The sequence below is a fragment of the Acinetobacter sp. SW-226 genome, assembly GCF_055632855.1.
This window is the reverse complement of record NZ_JBVNBD010000002.1, coordinates 18,645-36,552: the sequence shown is the minus strand read 5'-3', so window position 1 is coordinate 36,552 and position 17,908 is coordinate 18,645. Positions and strand designations below refer to the sequence as shown.

The 17,908-nt window shown below is 39.6% G+C and carries 9 protein-coding genes; all 9 read left to right on the top strand.

Annotated features, from left to right (window positions below; genetic code table 11):
* The first annotated feature begins 6 nt into the window (after nucleotides 1-6).
* Nucleotides 7-6,639: a strawberry notch C-terminal domain-containing protein gene (locus ACZ8ZH_RS18045; protein WP_005028698.1), complete on the top strand. Its 6,633-nt coding sequence runs from the start codon at nucleotides 7-9 to the stop codon at nucleotides 6,637-6,639.
* A 312-nt stretch (nucleotides 6,640-6,951) separates the two neighbouring features.
* Entirely contained in the window at nucleotides 6,952-11,394 is a 4,443-nt protein-coding gene (locus ACZ8ZH_RS18040; protein ID WP_262043240.1) for a hypothetical protein, read from the top strand.
* A 2-nt stretch (nucleotides 11,395-11,396) separates the two neighbouring features.
* Nucleotides 11,397-12,290, top strand: coding sequence for a hypothetical protein (locus tag ACZ8ZH_RS18035; RefSeq protein ID WP_032055064.1), 894 nt, complete (start codon nucleotides 11,397-11,399; stop codon nucleotides 12,288-12,290).
* Nucleotides 12,291-12,358: 68 nt separating this feature from the next.
* Nucleotides 12,359-12,787 carry a hypothetical protein gene (locus tag ACZ8ZH_RS18030; protein WP_005028693.1) on the top strand — a complete coding sequence of 143 codons (429 nt, stop codon included), beginning with the start codon at nucleotides 12,359-12,361 and terminating at the stop codon, nucleotides 12,785-12,787.
* A gap of 9 nt (nucleotides 12,788-12,796) precedes the next feature.
* On the top strand, nucleotides 12,797-13,597 hold the full coding sequence (locus ACZ8ZH_RS18025; RefSeq protein ID WP_024160804.1) for a hypothetical protein: 801 nt from the start codon (nucleotides 12,797-12,799) through the stop codon (nucleotides 13,595-13,597).
* A gap of 25 nt (nucleotides 13,598-13,622) precedes the next feature.
* Complete coding sequence (locus tag ACZ8ZH_RS18020) at nucleotides 13,623-14,585, top strand: hypothetical protein (protein ID WP_044108754.1); 963 nt, start codon at nucleotides 13,623-13,625, stop codon at nucleotides 14,583-14,585.
* A 12-nt stretch (nucleotides 14,586-14,597) separates the two neighbouring features.
* Nucleotides 14,598-15,434 (top strand): hypothetical protein, encoded by an 837-nt coding sequence (locus tag ACZ8ZH_RS18015; RefSeq protein WP_470247950.1) that lies wholly within the window; start codon nucleotides 14,598-14,600, stop codon nucleotides 15,432-15,434.
* Nucleotides 15,435-15,439: 5 nt separating this feature from the next.
* Nucleotides 15,440-16,630, top strand: coding sequence for a hypothetical protein (locus ACZ8ZH_RS18010; protein ID WP_005028684.1), 1,191 nt, complete (start codon nucleotides 15,440-15,442; stop codon nucleotides 16,628-16,630).
* A 12-nt stretch (nucleotides 16,631-16,642) separates the two neighbouring features.
* Nucleotides 16,643-17,884 carry a hypothetical protein gene (locus tag ACZ8ZH_RS18005; RefSeq protein WP_470247949.1) on the top strand — a complete coding sequence of 414 codons (1,242 nt, stop codon included), beginning with the start codon at nucleotides 16,643-16,645 and terminating at the stop codon, nucleotides 17,882-17,884.
* Nucleotides 17,885-17,908 lie beyond the last annotated feature (24 nt).

The window sequence follows — 17,908 nt, the reverse complement described above, 5'->3', positions numbered from 1 at the left end:
TTCGCTATGACTACTCATGATTTAAACGAAAAAATTAAATGGATCGACTTATCACAAGCTGGTGTATATCTCGATGTACGGCGTGTTGGCCAGACGGATAGCCAATTACTCTTATTGGACGTTCAAAAAAAACTATCTAAAGAAAATTTGAATAACATTGGTTTTACACCGATGAAGTTTGAGGCTTATCCTCACTTTGACGGTCACTTGTATCAATACAATTTGAATGAAACGATCAAACCAAGACTGTTTCATGAAGTTTTGGGTATTCCAAAAGAATTTATCCGTAGTGTGCTTGCGACTCGCCAAGAATTGCATGATTTGTTCAATGCCCAAGCAAAAACATTGGTGCCACAACGATTGAACGTTGCGTTGAATAGTGCAACTCCACTCGGTTATAACTCTGATGGCAACAAAATCTATGCTTCAGCTCATAACCGTTTTTACGTGAATGCCCAAGGTACGCAAATACCTGAAGGTCCTAATGATCAGCCGTCTAGTCTGTACTTACGTGCGACCAAGCAAAAAGATTTAAAAGAATGCTTAAGAGGCTATATCTATCAATTAGAACATGAAACAAAGAGCCATAATCACCAGGACTTTTTAAAGTTTTTAGCTCTAATCACGCAAGCCAAAAATGCTGACGTTGATGTATCCAAGGTAACAGATAAACAGATCCATACTGCAGAAGAAGCGCTTGAAACAGTGATGGTCGAAAAGTTAGGTGAGCTTGATTTTACTGAGAGCTCATTTAAAACGAGTTTAGCGTTATACAATCGCATGCCGACTAAGACCATGCGAAACAATACGATTCGTATGTTACAGCAATATTCGACTCCAATCCCGATGTCACTTGTGGCTCAGCGCTTATTGATTGAGGGTGATAACCGAACAAAACAAAACTTTTCCGTGCTCGAGCCAACTGTGGGTAATGGATCTTTAATCGGTTTATTAACCCAAGAGCGTAATGCTTCTGTCTATGCGGTTGAGTTAGATCCCAAACGTGCTGAACGTACAAAAGCACTGACTCAAAATTATGAATGCACGGTTGTTACTGCGGATGCTACACAAATTGATTTTGAGCAAACGTTTAAGCAAAAAGTTGACTATGTGATTGCCAACCCTCCTTTTGGTGCTATGGATAAACTAGAACGTGTTGCACCAATTTTGGTTCAACAGCGTAACGGCGTAGATCCAAACCCATTATTGGTAGATCCATCAGAAAACGTCTGGTTCAGTACGGATAAATTGGACCATGCCATTCTGGTTAAATCACTAAACGCACGAAACGATCAAGGGCGTTCAGTTTTCATTATTGGCTCAGATAAACAGATTTCAGATGGTACGGTTGAGCGTAAATCAAAGAATTTACTTAATTATCTCTATAAGCATTATGAAGTTGAGGCGGTTGTAGAAATCCACGGCAATGCATATGCACGAAACGGCGCTAATCAAAATGTTCGTATGTTAGTGGTAGGCAATCGTAAAAACGAACAAGCGTTACTACAAACTTACCAATCTTCTGTGGTACCAGATAAGTTGAAAGTCATTACGGACTATGACGAACTTTGGGGATGGGCTAATAACGTAATCTATAATCGTTTGAATCCGAATAAGGATCTATACTTCAAGCCAACTACTCCGACTCCAGTTGAGCAACAAGCACAACAAGCACCAGTGGTTGAACCTGTTGTTGAGGTTAAGCCTGTTGAAAAAGAAAATGACGATTTGTTTGCCAGTCTAGGTGATGAACAGCCTGTTTCGCCACTTGAAGATATTGCATCAAGTGTAACGCCTACGTCTGCAGTCACTATGTTTGATGAAGTCGTGGTCGCTAAAGAAGAAGAGATTAAGCAAGAGGAAGCTGTCAAACCAAAACCGATGTTTGGTCGTAAACCTAAATCAAAACCGAATAAAGTTTCTTTTGACTTCGGAACCGTTGAAGTTAGTACGCAAACAACCAGTTCAGATGATGATGTACCTACACCAACTGAAGCTACACCAACGTTTGAAAATGAAAATGACAATGATTTCGTGCCTGAGGTAAAGAATCCGCACGAGAACCAAAATCTGGATGAAGACCTTGACGATGACGTTAATCTTCAAGTAGGTGATACCACGGCGACCAATGAGGGTGAAACACCTGAACAAACACCAGCTGAAGAACCAGCGGTAGAGCAAGTAAAACAGGAACCGGGTTTAACTGCTGAAGAGATTGCTAAGTTAAATTCTGAATTAGCGATCGGTACTGAGCAAAAAGAAGAACCGACTGTTGAATCTGACCAATCAAATTTACAGCCGATTGTTCCTGTTCCTAATGCTGAAAACACAACAGAACCAACTCCGGAAAATATATACCAAGTTAAGTATATACCGATGTCTATGGCATCTGAGCCAATTGCTTTAGTGGCTAAAAACCAGATTAAAGCGATTAATCAGGCAAATGCTCAATTGACTACACACATCCAAAATGTATTAGGTTTTGGGGGTATCAATTTCCAAGCTGAAGTCGATAATGGTAACTACCCTACTCTTGTTGATGCCTATGTCGCTAAGAAATTGCAATATGACAATTTTGATGCACTAAAGTCCGCTTTTGCATGTGAACAGGTCGATGCGGTTGCCCATATCATTTTACGTTTTGACCAAAACTTACCTGTGCTTATTGGCGACCAGACGGGTTTAGGTAAAGGTCGTATTGCAGCTGCGTGTTTACGATATAGTGCGTTAAGAGGAAAGCCCCCTGTTTTCCTTACAGATACAACGCAACTCTTGAACGACATTTGGCGTGATATTGTTGCTACAGACAGTGACAAGTTCTTTAAAGATCCGTTTATCTTTAACTCGGATGCTGTGATTAACCGCTTTGGTACTGAAGAGGTTTTATTCACTGGCCAAGATCTACCTAAGGAAATTGAAGATATTCCAGCGCAACATGACTTGGTATTGGCAACGTATAGCCAATTTAACCGACCAAACCGGAAACGTGCGTTATTGACTCGTTTTATTAATCAAGACACTGTTTTGGTGATGGATGAAACGCACCGTGCAGCATCCTTGAAATCAGCTACAAGTCAATTTTTCTTAGATGTTATTGATCAGACCAATCTAATTAATTTCCAGTCTGCATCGGCAATTAAGAAACCTGAAAATCTTGAATTCTTCCATAAATTGTTCCCTCGATCCGTATCTCGTAATGACTTACAAAAGGTTATCGATAATGCGGATGGTCCAATTTTGGAGTTTATTTCTGAAGGTTTGGTAGACAGCTCTGCCATGATTCGTAGAGAGCAAGATCTCTCGCACATTACCATTCAAACCTTTGTGCCAACTGAAGAGGAAATTAAGAAATTTCACAATTACTCAGATGTTCTTTCTGACATCTTGACGGACATGGTGAAATTTTCTAAAGATATTCGCCTCGATGCGCTAGAAAACATTGCCAATGATGATGATGCTGTTGCCAATTTAGACTTTCATCAGGATTCAGACGATCCGAAAAACCGTTTAAGTTTGAGTGTGATGAACTTTGGATCTCGAATGTACCAGATCCAAAAGCAATTCCTATTGGCATTGAAAACTGACTCTACAAGTGATGCTGTGATTCAGGCATTACATGAGGGTAGAAAGCCCGTGATTGGTTTGGAAAATACGGGTGAGAGTCTATTCAACATTTTGATGCAAAGTCGCATGGAAGCGATTTTAAAAGCAGATACGGCGCAAGACGTTACCGCTGATTCGCCTGAAAAAGAAAAAGCGTTTAATAACTTCAAGTCGGTATCGTCAGAAATTGAATTTCTTGAAAATGAGCTTCAAAAACTCATGATCAAAGAAAACCGTGACGCTGGCGATGAAAAAGCAGCGAAAAATATTCAAAAGGAATTGACTAAGCTTGAATATAAGCGCGGTAGCTATCTGCAAAGTCAAATTTCTGTTTTAGATGAACTCCCACAATTCCGTGACTTGCTTGAAGTGATGTTAGATCGCATCGATGTGGTGAAAGCTGAAGATAACTACGGTAACTCGTTCGTTAAGAAGCTCAGTACGGAAGTGACATTTAATGAAAACGGCGATCCAGTGGTAAGTCCGTATAAAATCATTTTGGATCGTATCAAAGAAAAGATTCAAAAGTTCCCTGACCTACCTTTGATGCCTTTGGACGTACTACGTAACAAGGTGACAAAAGCTGGCTTCAAGATTGATGAAATCTCTGGCCGTCAGATCCACTTAACGGAAACAAGAGACGGCAAATGGAAGGTTAATAAACAAGAGAACAATACGACACAAGGTAAGATTTTGGTTCAATCAAAATTCCAATCTGGTGAAATCGATGTTGTTATTGTGACTCGCTCTGGTTGTACGGGTATTTCTCTACATGCAGCCAAAAACCCTGATCCTACAATTCCATCGGATCACTTGCGCCAACGTGAGTTGTTTTTCTTGCAAAAACCTGAGAACTCTACCGATACGATTCAGATGATCGGTCGTGTGGGTCGCCGTGGTGAAGAATCACATCCGATTATGACGACAGTAGATTCGGGTATTCCAGCAGAAACACGTATGCACTTAATGATGATGCGTAAACTGTCTACCCTATCAGCGAACGTCTCTGCCAACTCAGAAACCAAGTTTAACGAAAACGATTATCCTGACATGCTCAACTACATTGGCAACCGGGTAGCGTTGGACTATTTAAAAAATAACGTAAACTTGGCGAACACACTTGATATTGATATTTCGGATGATGAAAAAGGACCATCATATCGCACGGCGCAAAACTATCATGTGAACCAGTTGCTATCTAAACTGATTTTGATGCCGATTAGTCAGCAAGAACAGGTTTATCAAGACTTGGTTGTTGACTATAACGATAAGATCCGTGAATTAGACTTGTTGGGTCGTAACCCTCTCAAGACCAACTTTTTAGACTGGAAAGCTAAAAAAGTCCGTGAGTTTGAAGTGAAGGACAACTTCTTTACCGTGACTTCAGAAACAGAAGCAGCCAAGATCAATACCTTTGATCTACCTGTGCGTTTTGAAGGTCTGCAATACATTGAACATGTTGAGCCATTACGTGCTGACAATCTAAAACTCATGTTCAAAGAAAGTGATGATTATCTGGTGCGTCAATTTAAACGTATCAATGAAAACATCAATGAAACGGTACACGGACTACTACACTATGCCTATAACTTTGAGGCATTGATGTACCAAAAATATGAAGGCTTTGCTAAGCAAAAGTTATTTTTCAAAAATGGGCAAATGCGTGGTGAAGTGATTCGTGATTATCGACACGAAGTATTTGATCATTTCGGTGTTGTTGAAGCCAATGTAAAACACATTGATGATATTCAATTTCGTAAACCTGATGATCACTCTGCAGATGCTTTTGAAAAAGTAGCTGAAGCGGTTTATCTTGCCAATGATCCTATTTTGACCTCTAACTTTGATCGCATGTATCGAATTGTTCAGGATCTAAAATTCTTGGCTCGTTCTATGGAAAGGAACGAAAAAGAAGGTCATTCAGCGCATGGGTTATTGTTCCTTATCTCAAAACCTAGTCTTTTTGATGATGAAGTGACGCCAGATCACAAAACAGGTGCTTTGCTACGTCTAGACCTACCGCCGTTACGTGTAGGTGCAATCACACCGAATGCGGTTAAGCTTGATTTGGTTTACCCTGGTGATAAGAAGTCGTTTAAAGTTCCACTGATCAATTACACCATGCAAAATGCCAAGCAAGACTTGGATTGGGTAGCTCCAGTGAGTGAAAAAGGACGTATTATCCTAAAACGCTTCAATCCTGAATTTTATTCTTATGCTGATGTGAATAGACGTCATGTTGAGGATCGTCAACCCTTGGTGAACTTATTTACTGAACAAAACAATTATTCCCGTTATACGCGTACCTATTTTGAGAAAGCGCCGTCTGGTGATGTCACACGACAAGCGATTACCTTAACGGGCAATATGTTCAAGGCACATAAGATTGTCAGCTCACTAGATCTACGACATTCAACCGTTATATTTACCGATGCTGATGGTATGCGTAACCGTGCGTTATTATTGCCATCAAATACACCAACTGACTTGTTTGAAAGCTCTCTTGAAAACCAAGTGACGTTTAAGCAAGTTAAAGAGATTGCGAACTTCTTTAATCAATTGCCTGTAAACATTGATTTCAACCGCAATAACTATGTGGGTACTAAGGTTAATTTCCCGTACAAGAAAGCAAGTATTGAGTTCTACTACAACGGGTCAGACTGCTTTAATGTGACGGTGAAATCTGTTGCAAAACAGTTCAATCGCTTTATGTCGAATACCAACGTATTCCATGATCCTAAAGGCGGTAAAACGGATGAATCGTTGAACATCCACTTTACTGAGCCAGGCCGTAATGAGTTTAGATTTGCGCTTGATCTCAAGGATGTTGAACGCTTTGTTGACGAGCTGGACAGTACAACCAAAATTGAAGCTGCCTTTTTGGATTTAAAATCTAAGCTTCCTGATGGTAATGATTACTTTTTAAATGAAATTAACCGTATGCTTAATCCTCCAGAAGAGCCAGCTTATAAGGCTGAGTTACCTAAGGGTAAAACCTTAGATAACGATCAAGAAATCCAGCAATTATCTTTCTAAAACCCTCCCTTAAAAGGTATATACCAGACCATACGTGAATAACAATTACGTGTGGTCTAGTTCGTATATACCATGTATCATATCCGTGACGATCACATTGACGTTTTAAAAAACAAATACAGGTATTTTATGTGCAACTCTAATCCCTTAGAGGAATCTTCTAATAACTCAGATTTAGTGGATTTTGACAGTGAATTAGACATCACAACTGGTTTTAATTCTGACTTTAAAGAAGACTTTATTTGGAATGTTGATACAGATTCTAAAAAGGACTCTTAAAACCAGGAAGGCCACCTGTCATAAGGATCAAATATGGACCAAAGCCCTAAACAAGATAATTTTGACGAGCAAACACTTGATCAACTGCAAGACGGCCAATCATTAACTTTCAATGAGGGCCTGGAACAGTGGGATGATTTAAGTTTGGACGGCGTGGAATTTCAATCCATCCAGCCTACGCCACAACAAAACAATGTTGCACAAGATCAATCGCAACAATACCAGTCTGAACCATATCCCAATGATCCCCTATCTGAACCTCCATTAATGGAAGAACCGCCAGTCATGCAAGATGATGGGTATCAAAATAATCAGTATGATCAGTATGATCAGTATGAACAATATGATCAGCCTATGGGCGGTAACTCTGTACCTCCTGGGCACCCAGATTATGATTACGCTCCCCCTCTTGAAGATACTCGGTTGAACGATGATGAACCGATGTTTTTTGACGAAGGTGATTATGAGCGTAGTAGTTACCCGAATTACGAGAATGAACGGTCCATCATTCCTGAAAACACGTTTGATCTTTCCGCTGTCACTGTCAATGATTTAGCTGAACTTGATCCTGTTCTGATTGGTAAAGTATTTGATGCACTTGAGCAAAGAGAGCCAGCCAGTCAATTAGAATTCTTTGCAGACATCGGGCTTGATCTGCAGAATGATGATGATCTTAAGTTTATTGCGGCTCTGAATAAAATCCAGACTAAAAACGCACTGGACCAAGGATTAGGCAATATTGCTGAAAATAACAGTTCATTGCCAGTTGAAGACCGTGTTTATACAACTGCAGACTCTAAATTATACCTATCAGACAATGATCCTGATTTCCTCCTTTCCAAAGAAGAGAATCCATTTGAAGCCGTTCAAGTGGCTGAAAAAACCCTCTTTAACTTTGAGACAAAATCTTTTATCACTCAGCCCTACTATGGTTTAAGCCTGAAGGGTGCAACTAAAGAAAATGCCCTCAACTTCCTGAGTAATCGTCAATTCGCGATTGAAGGCCTGATTAACCAAAACCAAGTCGTGCGTGAAGCAAAACAGCAGATCTACAACGAAGTTACGGGTGCACCGAATACCTATTTTTCAGGTGAATTAACCGATAAAAACCAAATTAACGCATTGATGCGCCAAGTGCGTGACTTTTGCTTAATTCGTGGGATTGAAGCTGAAGAACTTGGCTTAGTGCCAAAATCTATCGTCATGGATCAATGGCGTGTGAATAGCGACCATACAGCTGCTCGACTTGAACAACTTGAGATTCACTATCTTGAATTCAATACGGACACGTTAACCAAGGAAGTAATTCAGTTATTAGAAACCCGTGAACATAGCGACCAGTTACAAGCTGCTCTACTTTTGAAAGAACATAAAGAAAATCAGAAGACTAAAGAGACAGTAAAGGAAGATGTTGAATCAGCTGATCCGAATGCACCAAAAGGTACACCAAAGAGCACATTAAACATTGCTGGTGGTCCACAAGACAAAGCAAGTTTGGCTGCAAGTAGCGTTGCCTCTAAAAGCTTTAAGGATATGCGAAATGAGGAAGGTAACGAACGTCCTCCTTTAGCGCGTGAAAATAGCCACGGCCATCCACGAACGGTCGCTGATGAACTCGCTGCGCTCAGTGCAAAAATGATTGCAGTCATGATTGAACTGGTTAAGAAAACAATCAAGTTGATCATTGCAGCGATTATGGCCATGTTCAACAAGAACAAAAGCCTTGATAACCTGAAAAACATTTGGGATAAACCAATCAATCCTGATGTTACCGTTAAAAGTAACCATCCAGACGCACAACAACCCGAACAGCTTGCCAATACAGCCGATAAATCAAAATTGACTGAACTTGGTAAGAATGCCGATATTTTAAAACCGATCTCTAAAGAGCAAATGTTGCCTCTTTTAAACGATCCATATACCACTCAACTGAATAAAGACCGTGACGGCGTTACCTTAGAAGAATTCGATCTAAATGTCGGTAAAGTCTATGCCATTGACGGTGAACAATACATCGTGATTGATGTAGTCGGTAAGGATTCTGTCGAAGGTGTTGAATCCTCTACCCCATTTATCAAACTAGTTAAAGAAGCAGATTTACCGCCTCAAGTGGAAGGTAGCGATGCACCTACCCCGATTACGCCGTTCTATTTAGAAGCGATTGAAGACAAAGTAACGTTTCTCTCAATTGAAGAACTGCATGAAGGCATTAAGTCTGAAAAGATCCATGAGTTTGAAGGTCGCTTTTTTGAACCCATTTGTTCTCAGTACTTAGAACAAGCACGTATGTTCCTTGGTGCCGAATATCCATTAGGGCAAGATCCAGAACAAATGACTGAAGAAGCCAAAGCTTCATACAAAGATCAGTTTATTCAACGTGCCTATCAATCAGGTCAAATGATTTCGGATCAAGTAAAGAAAGCCAAATCTAAACTTTCAAACCTTTTGGGTAAGTTTAAAGGCAATACTGCAGAACAGTCGGCAACTCAATCAGCACCGCAAAGCCAAGACCAAAACAATAACGGTAAACCAATGAACCCTTATGACAGTATTTATGTTGATCATGATTCTGATTTAGAAGCATTCTTTAAAGACCGTCACAACAATGTTTCTAATGCTGAAATTGAACAGTTTGTCGGTATGGTTTATGAAGATGAAACAACCCAAACCAATATGGTTGTTTTGGATATAGCTTCCGATAATCTGGATAAACGTGCGATCGTTGTGCCTCTTTCGGTGATTGAAGATCTCGAAAATATCACTGAAAAAGATGTGCTTTATCTTAAAGACATCGTGAATGAATCCTCTACCGTTCCACTGTATGAGCTGGAGTCTGTCGAGCCGATAGACGAGTTAAATGCGCTTGGTAAATTTTCAAGCGAATACTTAGACAAGCTCAAAGCCGATACCATCAACAATACTGCAGAACAGACTAATACTTACGCCAGATCTGCCGAACGTGAACTTGAACTTTCAAAAAAGATTTTGGAAGGCAAGCTCAGTGTTGTAGGTGCTATGGTGAAAACGGATTACGGTCAATTCGTGGTACTGACTTCAGATTCGGAAGGTCATAAATCAATTGCACCCGAATACAACGCCGTGGCCATTACCAACCTTGATCGTCAAATTACCACGGAAGATATTATTAATGCCGGTATTACAACGATACCGCGTAAAGATATTTTAGAGTGGAATACTGTCACGGCGCTCAATGAAGAATCTGCCAATCAGGTGACTTATTTAGATCCTGAAGTTTACCAAGCAGTAAGTAATGCAATTCATCAAAATCGCGAAAAAGAATTGATTCAAACCTTGAGTACGTTACAACCCTCTGCAGCACTCAATAGCATCGGTTCAAAAATCATTACGCAAGATGGCAATACATATATTGGTCTATGCGCCAAAGATGATGGCAAATCAGGCGAGTACTACGCCGTAAAAGCTCCAGATAATCAACTCTCCCCGATTGGTGCAAGCTATATCAATGATGTTGGTGTTGAAGTCATTAGCCGTAGCCAAATTGCTGAATTTCAGAATGCGGAAAATAATCAGCAACAACTAATCAGCCATGATGTGTTTGTTACATTGCTAAATGCAGTCAATAACAGCAATGAACAAGAAGTACTTCACCTCTTCTCTAACTTGGACCAGGTGAAACAACAAATTAAAGATTCGTTATTCAGCGAAAAGGAAAGTGAAAAAGTGATTGAACAAAATCAATTTATTGAACAACTGAAAAACAATAACCTTGTGAAAGCCGATCACATTAACGCGCTTAATCAAATTGCTGATCAGATTCAAAATACGCAACTGAAAAATGTTGTTAAAGGTATGGCCTCAACCGTTGTTGCGCCTGAAAACTCTCAAAACGAGATGTATGTTCAAAGCTTTCTACATCTCAACCAACGCCTAGACACGTTACAACAAGATTTAAAGCTTCAAGCAGCATCAAATCTTATGAATGCTGAATATAAGCAACTTTTTGAATGTATGGATGATCATCTAGTACTACCTACTGCGTATGGTGATGCCAAGTTTGTAAACCTTAATAGTGTTGAGCCTCGTATTGTTGAATTTAGAAACTCGGCTGAAACAGGTCAAATCTTTGACAGCTTCAACGCCGTGATTGCCGAAACAGGAAACGTGGAAATTGCGCTTCAGCACTTAAAGCAAGAGATCTTAACCGATCACTATATCGCTGCGATTCATGAGGATGTGAAGTTACACCGTCTAGAACAGCAAGACATGGAAAAAATCAAAGAAGTGAATCAGATCCTTGAAGCTGATTTTGATAAAACTGGCCTACGCTTAGAAGCGCTCCAAGATGGTTTGAATCTCAATACTAAAAACTACTTAGACCAAGTAAAGCTTGAGAAAAATACGACATCTCAATTTTTGAGTGACCTTGATAAGCATATAGATTTAGAAGTCGCACGTAGAAACGATCATGACAATGATCAAACATTGGGGCGTTAATCATGGATTTCTATAAAAACGTAACTGGCGACATCGATGCGATGATTGCTTTTGATAAAATCTTAGGTGGTTTTGGTCAAAATACAGTGAATACCACGCGTGAGCGTGTTCAAACCAACTCTAAGCATGAAAAGGTAGAGCGTGAGATTGAAGGTGCCAGTCCGTACCTTAAAAGCGATTATGAGCTATTTGTCGAGCATCACAATATGTTGATGCAAGAGTATCGGGCAACTCAGCTACATTTACGCAACATCTTAGAAAAGAAAAATGAGGTTAAAAGCATTCAAAAGCTTGCGGATCTCTGCGAACGGCACCAGTGCTCCAACATCGCTCAATTATTCGTTGAGAAAAATGAAGATGAATATGTATTGCAATGCTTTCAAGACTTTCAGCAAGACTTAGAAAACAATAATGCTCTCCGAAAAGACTTTAATCACTTTTCAGACTCGTTTGAAGCCTACCGATACAATATGGAGATCTGTAATAAGCTTTCTGGTATCGATCAGCCGTTTACCCTTGAACGTCCGAATGACAGACAGTTGAATTTCGTTATCCATAGTCATGAAAATATCAATAAAACATTGTTGGACTATCAGGCGAAGATCATTGAGCAACAAACAACTGTAGACCAGCTCAAGCAAGATGCTTCCTATACTGCCCTATTTCCGATCGCAACCAATGATAAGAACATGTTCTCAATTGCAGCGACCGAAGTTTATGTAGAACAGTCACCAAAATATCAAGACTATCTTAAGGTCATTAAAAATGAGCTTAAGAACATAAACGAAACGGGTAAAAATACGTTTAGTCAGCATTACAAAGATACTATTACGCAAAGCAATCTTGAAAACGTTAAAACTAAAGAAAGCGCTTCAACTTATAGCAATGGGTTTTAATTAATTTTAAATAAAAACATTTAGGGTGTTTTAAGATAGAATCTAAATACCCTTTAATGGAGTTAAACATGATTCAAACTAAAATCACTGAACCGACAAGAACGCCGTTTAATCCTCATGGTTTTGCAGATGCAACGCCTTTACATGCGTTTTACTTGGAATTATTAGAAAAGGGATTAATCCATAAAGCTCTTGAAGAAGGTAATTTGGAATTTGAAAACCAAAACTTGTTCATGACGATCGATTGGGAATCAATAGACGTTCAAATGGATGCTTATACGTTTGATGTGAAATTAGATATTGTATGTGGCGTCATACTTGATGAACAAAAAGTCACGAATAGCATTCAAGTGTTTATTAATGAGCAAACTTTGTTTATAGCTTCAGCTAAAACCTTTAACCCTAAATCTGGTCTAACGCAAAGTCTTAACTTTGATATTCCTTTACGTGTTTTAAGTCAAATGGGCTATTACGCCCTACCTCTCAAAGAGGACTAAATCGTGGGAATGAGCATAGAAAGCCAAAACATAGCATTGTCTCAAGAGCCTACAACCTTTGTACCAGAAGCTTTTGTACACTCTATTAACTACTTTTGTCAGACCTTAGAGAACACTTTTCATTTTGATAAGCGTTCACTCAATTTCTTTGAACCAGGTACACCAAAAGAATACGGCTTGTATCTTACTGAACAGCATTGCCTTGTTTTTTTGAATGCTTGCAGTAGTGGCTATCTTGGCGAAACACGCAAAGTTACCAGCTTCACCGCTTTTGTGCTTTTAAATCAAAAAAATAATGAATCTGAAATGCTCGACATCACGTTAAACGATCCAAAACGTGTAGAGGAACATTTCAAAACTGCGTCTAAAGATCAGATCAATATTTACTTAAAGAACGTGCATGAATTAAGTAATTTTCTGAAAAATAAGTACTCGGATTCAGGTTTTTTAAAAGATATTGTGACTGAGGAAGGTTTTTCTAAAACCCTAAAGCCATCGGTTTTACAGGAATGCTTAAAAGAGGAAGTAGAGCTAATTAATACTTTAATGTGTTTGGTTAGTACTCAGTTTATATATATTACGACAGCTATTATTTTTAAGCGTCCTATTTTAAAAGAATTCATAAAACTATGTTTAACCAATGAGAAGTATATACTACAATATGGTGAAGAATGGTATTATGATTCTATATATAAGTTCGCTAAAAGGATATATGAGTTAAAACACCTTATAGCTACCTTATATTTAAGTAGTGAAGCTGTAGTAAAAGATGTTGTAGTGCTTTGCGAACTTGCTTCTAAAAAACATTAATCATAACTCTTTTAAAGGGCTAGATATGCGTAACAATCACAAGAAAGCTAAAAGGCTACAACAAGTTCGGGGCAAGACTTTAAGGACTAACCCTAATCTACAAAATGTTAAGCCAGCTTTTAAAACTAAAAGTGCTTTAAGCATTTTTGTTGCTACCGTTATTGGGTGTTCAAGTGCTATTGCAGTTCAACAAAGTTCCGTTGCTTCTGTTACCAGTAATACTCAAAACATGGGTAACTTAAACATCGCAACATCATCGACCATTGCAAGTAGCTCTGGTGGTGATACGCCTTTGTCGAATTCAAATAGCGGATATTATTCGTCTACCAGTTCTAATTCGTCATTCAACTCTACTGCTGCTGAAAACAACTTCATGGCGGTTAAAAAAGGTGAACAAGCAGCTGCTCAAAACATTCAAACCAATATTGAATCATGTGCAACTGATGGGATCGGTAAAGTCGTTAAAGACAACTTAGATCTACAAATGACGGTTTGGGGTCGTCCAATCGATATTAACAAAATGTTCAGTCCAGCTAGTCAAGGTGGCTGTTTTGCTGACATCGGTAAAATCATTGACCTTTCTGTGACTATTCCATCACTTGATACAATCATCAATGCAGCGCAACAAATGGTTGTCGATTACGCGACTAAAAAAGCGTGTGACGCAATGAAAACTGCAAGTACTGAACTTGTTGGCCCATTGAATGATGTTATAGGTGAAATCAACAAAGCTGGTCAATATACTGATGTATCGGGTGCGCTTGGTACTGCTGTGAATGGTCAACTTGGTAAACTTGATCCTGGTCTAGTTATGCCTAGCGGTGCTTTTGAGGGTGGAGATACTTATACAATCAATGGTAGTAGCTCAACTGCTCCAGTTTCTTATTCAACTGATCAAAAAGCCAGTACTAGCACACCGTCTAACGCAAAAACTTCAGGTTCAGAATCTACTTCTGTCACCCAATCAATTAAAGACTTTTTCTCTTAAGTTGGGGGTGGTATGAAAAATAGAAATAATCTGCGTAAAAGAAGAATTACTGTTAATCAGTTTTCACCTGTTAAAGCAATTGCGGTGGGTACTTTAACGGTTGGTCTATTATCCATACCACTTTTTACCAATGCTTTTAGTCTTGGCACTATCCTTTCTGAGCTTGCAATACAAGCTCAGCAATTGATGGTACGTTCTGCTGTGCGTGTATCTACTCAACAAACAGCGGTCAGTGCAAATCAAATTGTTGATAACCAAACGCGTGATTCAGAAATGATCGTTGCTGGTATTCAAAGTGTCGATAAAAATATTGAGATCAAAAAAGCGATTTTAAATTCTGGTACGAATGCTGCCCTCCCTGATTCAGCTTTTTGTACGGCTCTTGAAGAACGTGAACAAACCGATCTCAATAGAAACTTAAAAGACTTTAACGTTTCTAAATACATGCAAGATGTTTCAGGGAAACTTTTCTCAAATTCAACAGATAAAGCAACCTCACCATATGCGTTTCACTTGGCGACCTCGTGTGGCGTAGAAGAAGCAAAAATGGGTGTCTGTAATTTGATTCCAAATGGTCTGCAGTATGGCGACATTGATACTGCTTTTGTTTTTTCTCGTTCTCGACTTTCTGAACAGCAAGCGACTGTTGCATTGAACTACTCGTCAATTGCATCTAACAACGTTGTTCCAGTCGGATTGATGGAATGCTCTTCATCAACTTGCGTTGATTTTCAAAATAAATACATGGCTGGAAGTACTCTTTCATCACTGGCTAACTATTCGGTGGCTAATAATGTGATGCAACGCACTACACCAAACTCCAATGCTTCAGCCAAATTCTTTGAGTAATGACTATGAGAAAGCGTAAAAATACTTTAAGACAGCCTAAAGGAAAATCAAAGTTTGTACCTGTCATTTTAGGTGCAACTTTGGTGATTAGTAGTCCTGTTTTTGCTGAATGGGCTACGGTTGGTTTGGGTACGATTATGAGCGAGATGTCTTCTCAGATTCCTAAGCATGCAAGCAACCAAGCAAATGATATTCAACAAGTATCTCAAAGTACCCGTAGAAAGTTAGATGATTCGACTGAAAACATCGTTGCAGCGCTTAAAGTTGCGGTGAAGCAAAAGGCGCAAGCTGCTAACCAAATTACCGATGCGACAACTAAAAACACCCAAACTATTGCCTCTGGTATTCAAGCGCTTTTACAGTCAGATACCATGAAAAAAGCACAATTTGCTTATGGCGCCAATACTGGTCAAGGCTTTAAGTCTTGTGAGGTTTTGGCTGAAAATACAAATATGTCGAGTGCATCTGGTCAAGTGATTGATCAAGCAGCTGATATGGCGACTCAAACTTCTCAAGTCGGCGGTAAATTAGTTGGCTCTCAACAGGAAGTGATTAATCAACGCCTAAACGTGCATAAAGCTGAATTCTGTACGGTTGCTGAAGCACAAGCTGGTCAATGTACGTTGTCTAAATTACCGGGTGGCGATACCAATGCTTCCCTACTGTTTAAGTCTGTTGCACCTGGTTCAAAAGAAGCTCTTGCAAGACATTACGTGCGTGAAAACATTTTAGGTACACCAGATAAATCATTGTCTAATGCAACGGCACGTACTCCAGCTGGTCGAGATTATTTGCAAGCAACAAACCAAAAAACAGCTTTACTTGCTATGCCAGCGTATAGCTTGGCGGTTATTGACGCGCAAAATACAAAATCATTCAAAGATATTGACGGCAAAATGGTGTCTGCCAACGATTTGATCGACCAAACAATCGCACGTTACTACGGTGGTCCTGAAGCTAAAAAATGGCAAATGGCGATGGCGATGCAAGATCCACGCGGTCTACTTAAAGAAGCCAATATCATTAACGGTGTTTCTGTTTATTTAGATCTTCAAACTTACAAGCAAAGTTTGCGTGAAGAAGGTTTATTGTCTGCATTACTTTTAGCGAAATCTCAGCCGATAAAAGATGATGTGAAAACGAAATACGGCCAGTCAGTGAAAGTTAAGCTTTCACAAACTATGCCTCAATTTTAAGGAGACTAAATAATGCGTACTCCGAAAAGAACATCACGTAAAGTTATGAAAGCGCCACAAGCGCACGGCTCTCGTTCAAAAATTAGTGCACTCGGTTTAACCCTCGCCATTATTAGCGGTTCTGCATCTGCTTATTACTGTGCTTCCGTGGGCAACCCGATGGCAGTAAATACCTTGAATATGCTTATTCAACAGGCTGATGCGGTGGAAAGCGCTGCGTTACGTGCGTTGGACACAAACTTATCTTTGGGCATTAAAAAGCAACAAGATGATGTGACGGCAGCGATTAAGATCCTGACGAAACAAGAGGCTGTATCTGCTCAAGGTATTTCAGATAACGCACATAAAAACGCACAAAGTCTTGTAACGGCGTACCAAGCTGTTAAACAAAGTGAGCAAATGAAAAAAGCTCAATTTGAGTTTGGTGCACATGGCCAAGCATTTAAAGCGTGTGAAGTTTTAGGCGATCGTGAACAAGCTCAACAAGACAATAAATCTGCTGATAGTTCAATTTTAAATAAAGTTGGCTCTGAAGTGGTTGCTGCGCCTGGTGTCTACATGAACCCTCACAAAGCACAAGAAGCTATGTTACAAGCTCATAATGAGTTTTGTACCACTTCTCAGGCTGCGTCTGGACTATGTGGTGCTGCTGGTGAAAATGCTGGTCTAAGTTTACAAGCTTCAACTTTATTCACGACTGCAGCGCCAGACACGGCGATGGCTCGTGCTCAAAATGCATTGATCAACAACATGGTTGGTCTACCTGATGCTCCAATTGACGGTAGAATTGCGAAAACATCTGCTGGTCAAGATTATGTGATGGCTAAACTGGCGAAAGATGCTTTAACTTCTCCAGCAATTACCTCTTTGAAAGCAATTCAAGCGCAATACTCCCCTGTTGCTGGTGGTGGTACCAATAGTCATGATTCAAGTACCAAACTTGCACCGATGCAACACTTGGAAAAAAGTGTCTCTCGTTATTTAGGTTCAGGGCAAGATTACAAAGACTTTGCTAAATCACAAGCGATTAAAGATGAACGTGGTTTGATGGTCGATGGTTTAATTCAAAGTACTGAACGCTTGAACTTGCAATATCAACAATACAAGTCAAATGAACGTAAAGAAGCGGTATTGGCTGCGCTAGTTTCTGCTGAAAGCAAATTATCTGACGGCTCAATTGAAGTGACAGATCGTTCTAAGTCTACGGGTAACATTCGTAGGATTGCACTTTCACAAGCAATGGCAAGTAAATAGCCTGATTTTTTCATTATCAGACTG

Coding starts and splice junctions, on each gene's coding strand:
- ACZ8ZH_RS18030 (WP_005028693.1), top strand. CDS start 12,359: ATGATTCAAACTAAAATCACTGAACCGACAAGAACGCCGTTTAATCCT.
- ACZ8ZH_RS18045 (WP_005028698.1), top strand. CDS start 7: ATGACTACTCATGATTTAAACGAAAAAATTAAATGGATCGACTTATCA.
- ACZ8ZH_RS18005 (WP_470247949.1), top strand. CDS start 16,643: ATGCGTACTCCGAAAAGAACATCACGTAAAGTTATGAAAGCGCCACAA.
- ACZ8ZH_RS18020 (WP_044108754.1), top strand. CDS start 13,623: ATGCGTAACAATCACAAGAAAGCTAAAAGGCTACAACAAGTTCGGGGC.
- ACZ8ZH_RS18040 (WP_262043240.1), top strand. CDS start 6,952: ATGGACCAAAGCCCTAAACAAGATAATTTTGACGAGCAAACACTTGAT.
- ACZ8ZH_RS18010 (WP_005028684.1), top strand. CDS start 15,440: ATGAGAAAGCGTAAAAATACTTTAAGACAGCCTAAAGGAAAATCAAAG.
- ACZ8ZH_RS18015 (WP_470247950.1), top strand. CDS start 14,598: ATGAAAAATAGAAATAATCTGCGTAAAAGAAGAATTACTGTTAATCAG.
- ACZ8ZH_RS18035 (WP_032055064.1), top strand. CDS start 11,397: ATGGATTTCTATAAAAACGTAACTGGCGACATCGATGCGATGATTGCT.
- ACZ8ZH_RS18025 (WP_024160804.1), top strand. CDS start 12,797: ATGAGCATAGAAAGCCAAAACATAGCATTGTCTCAAGAGCCTACAACC.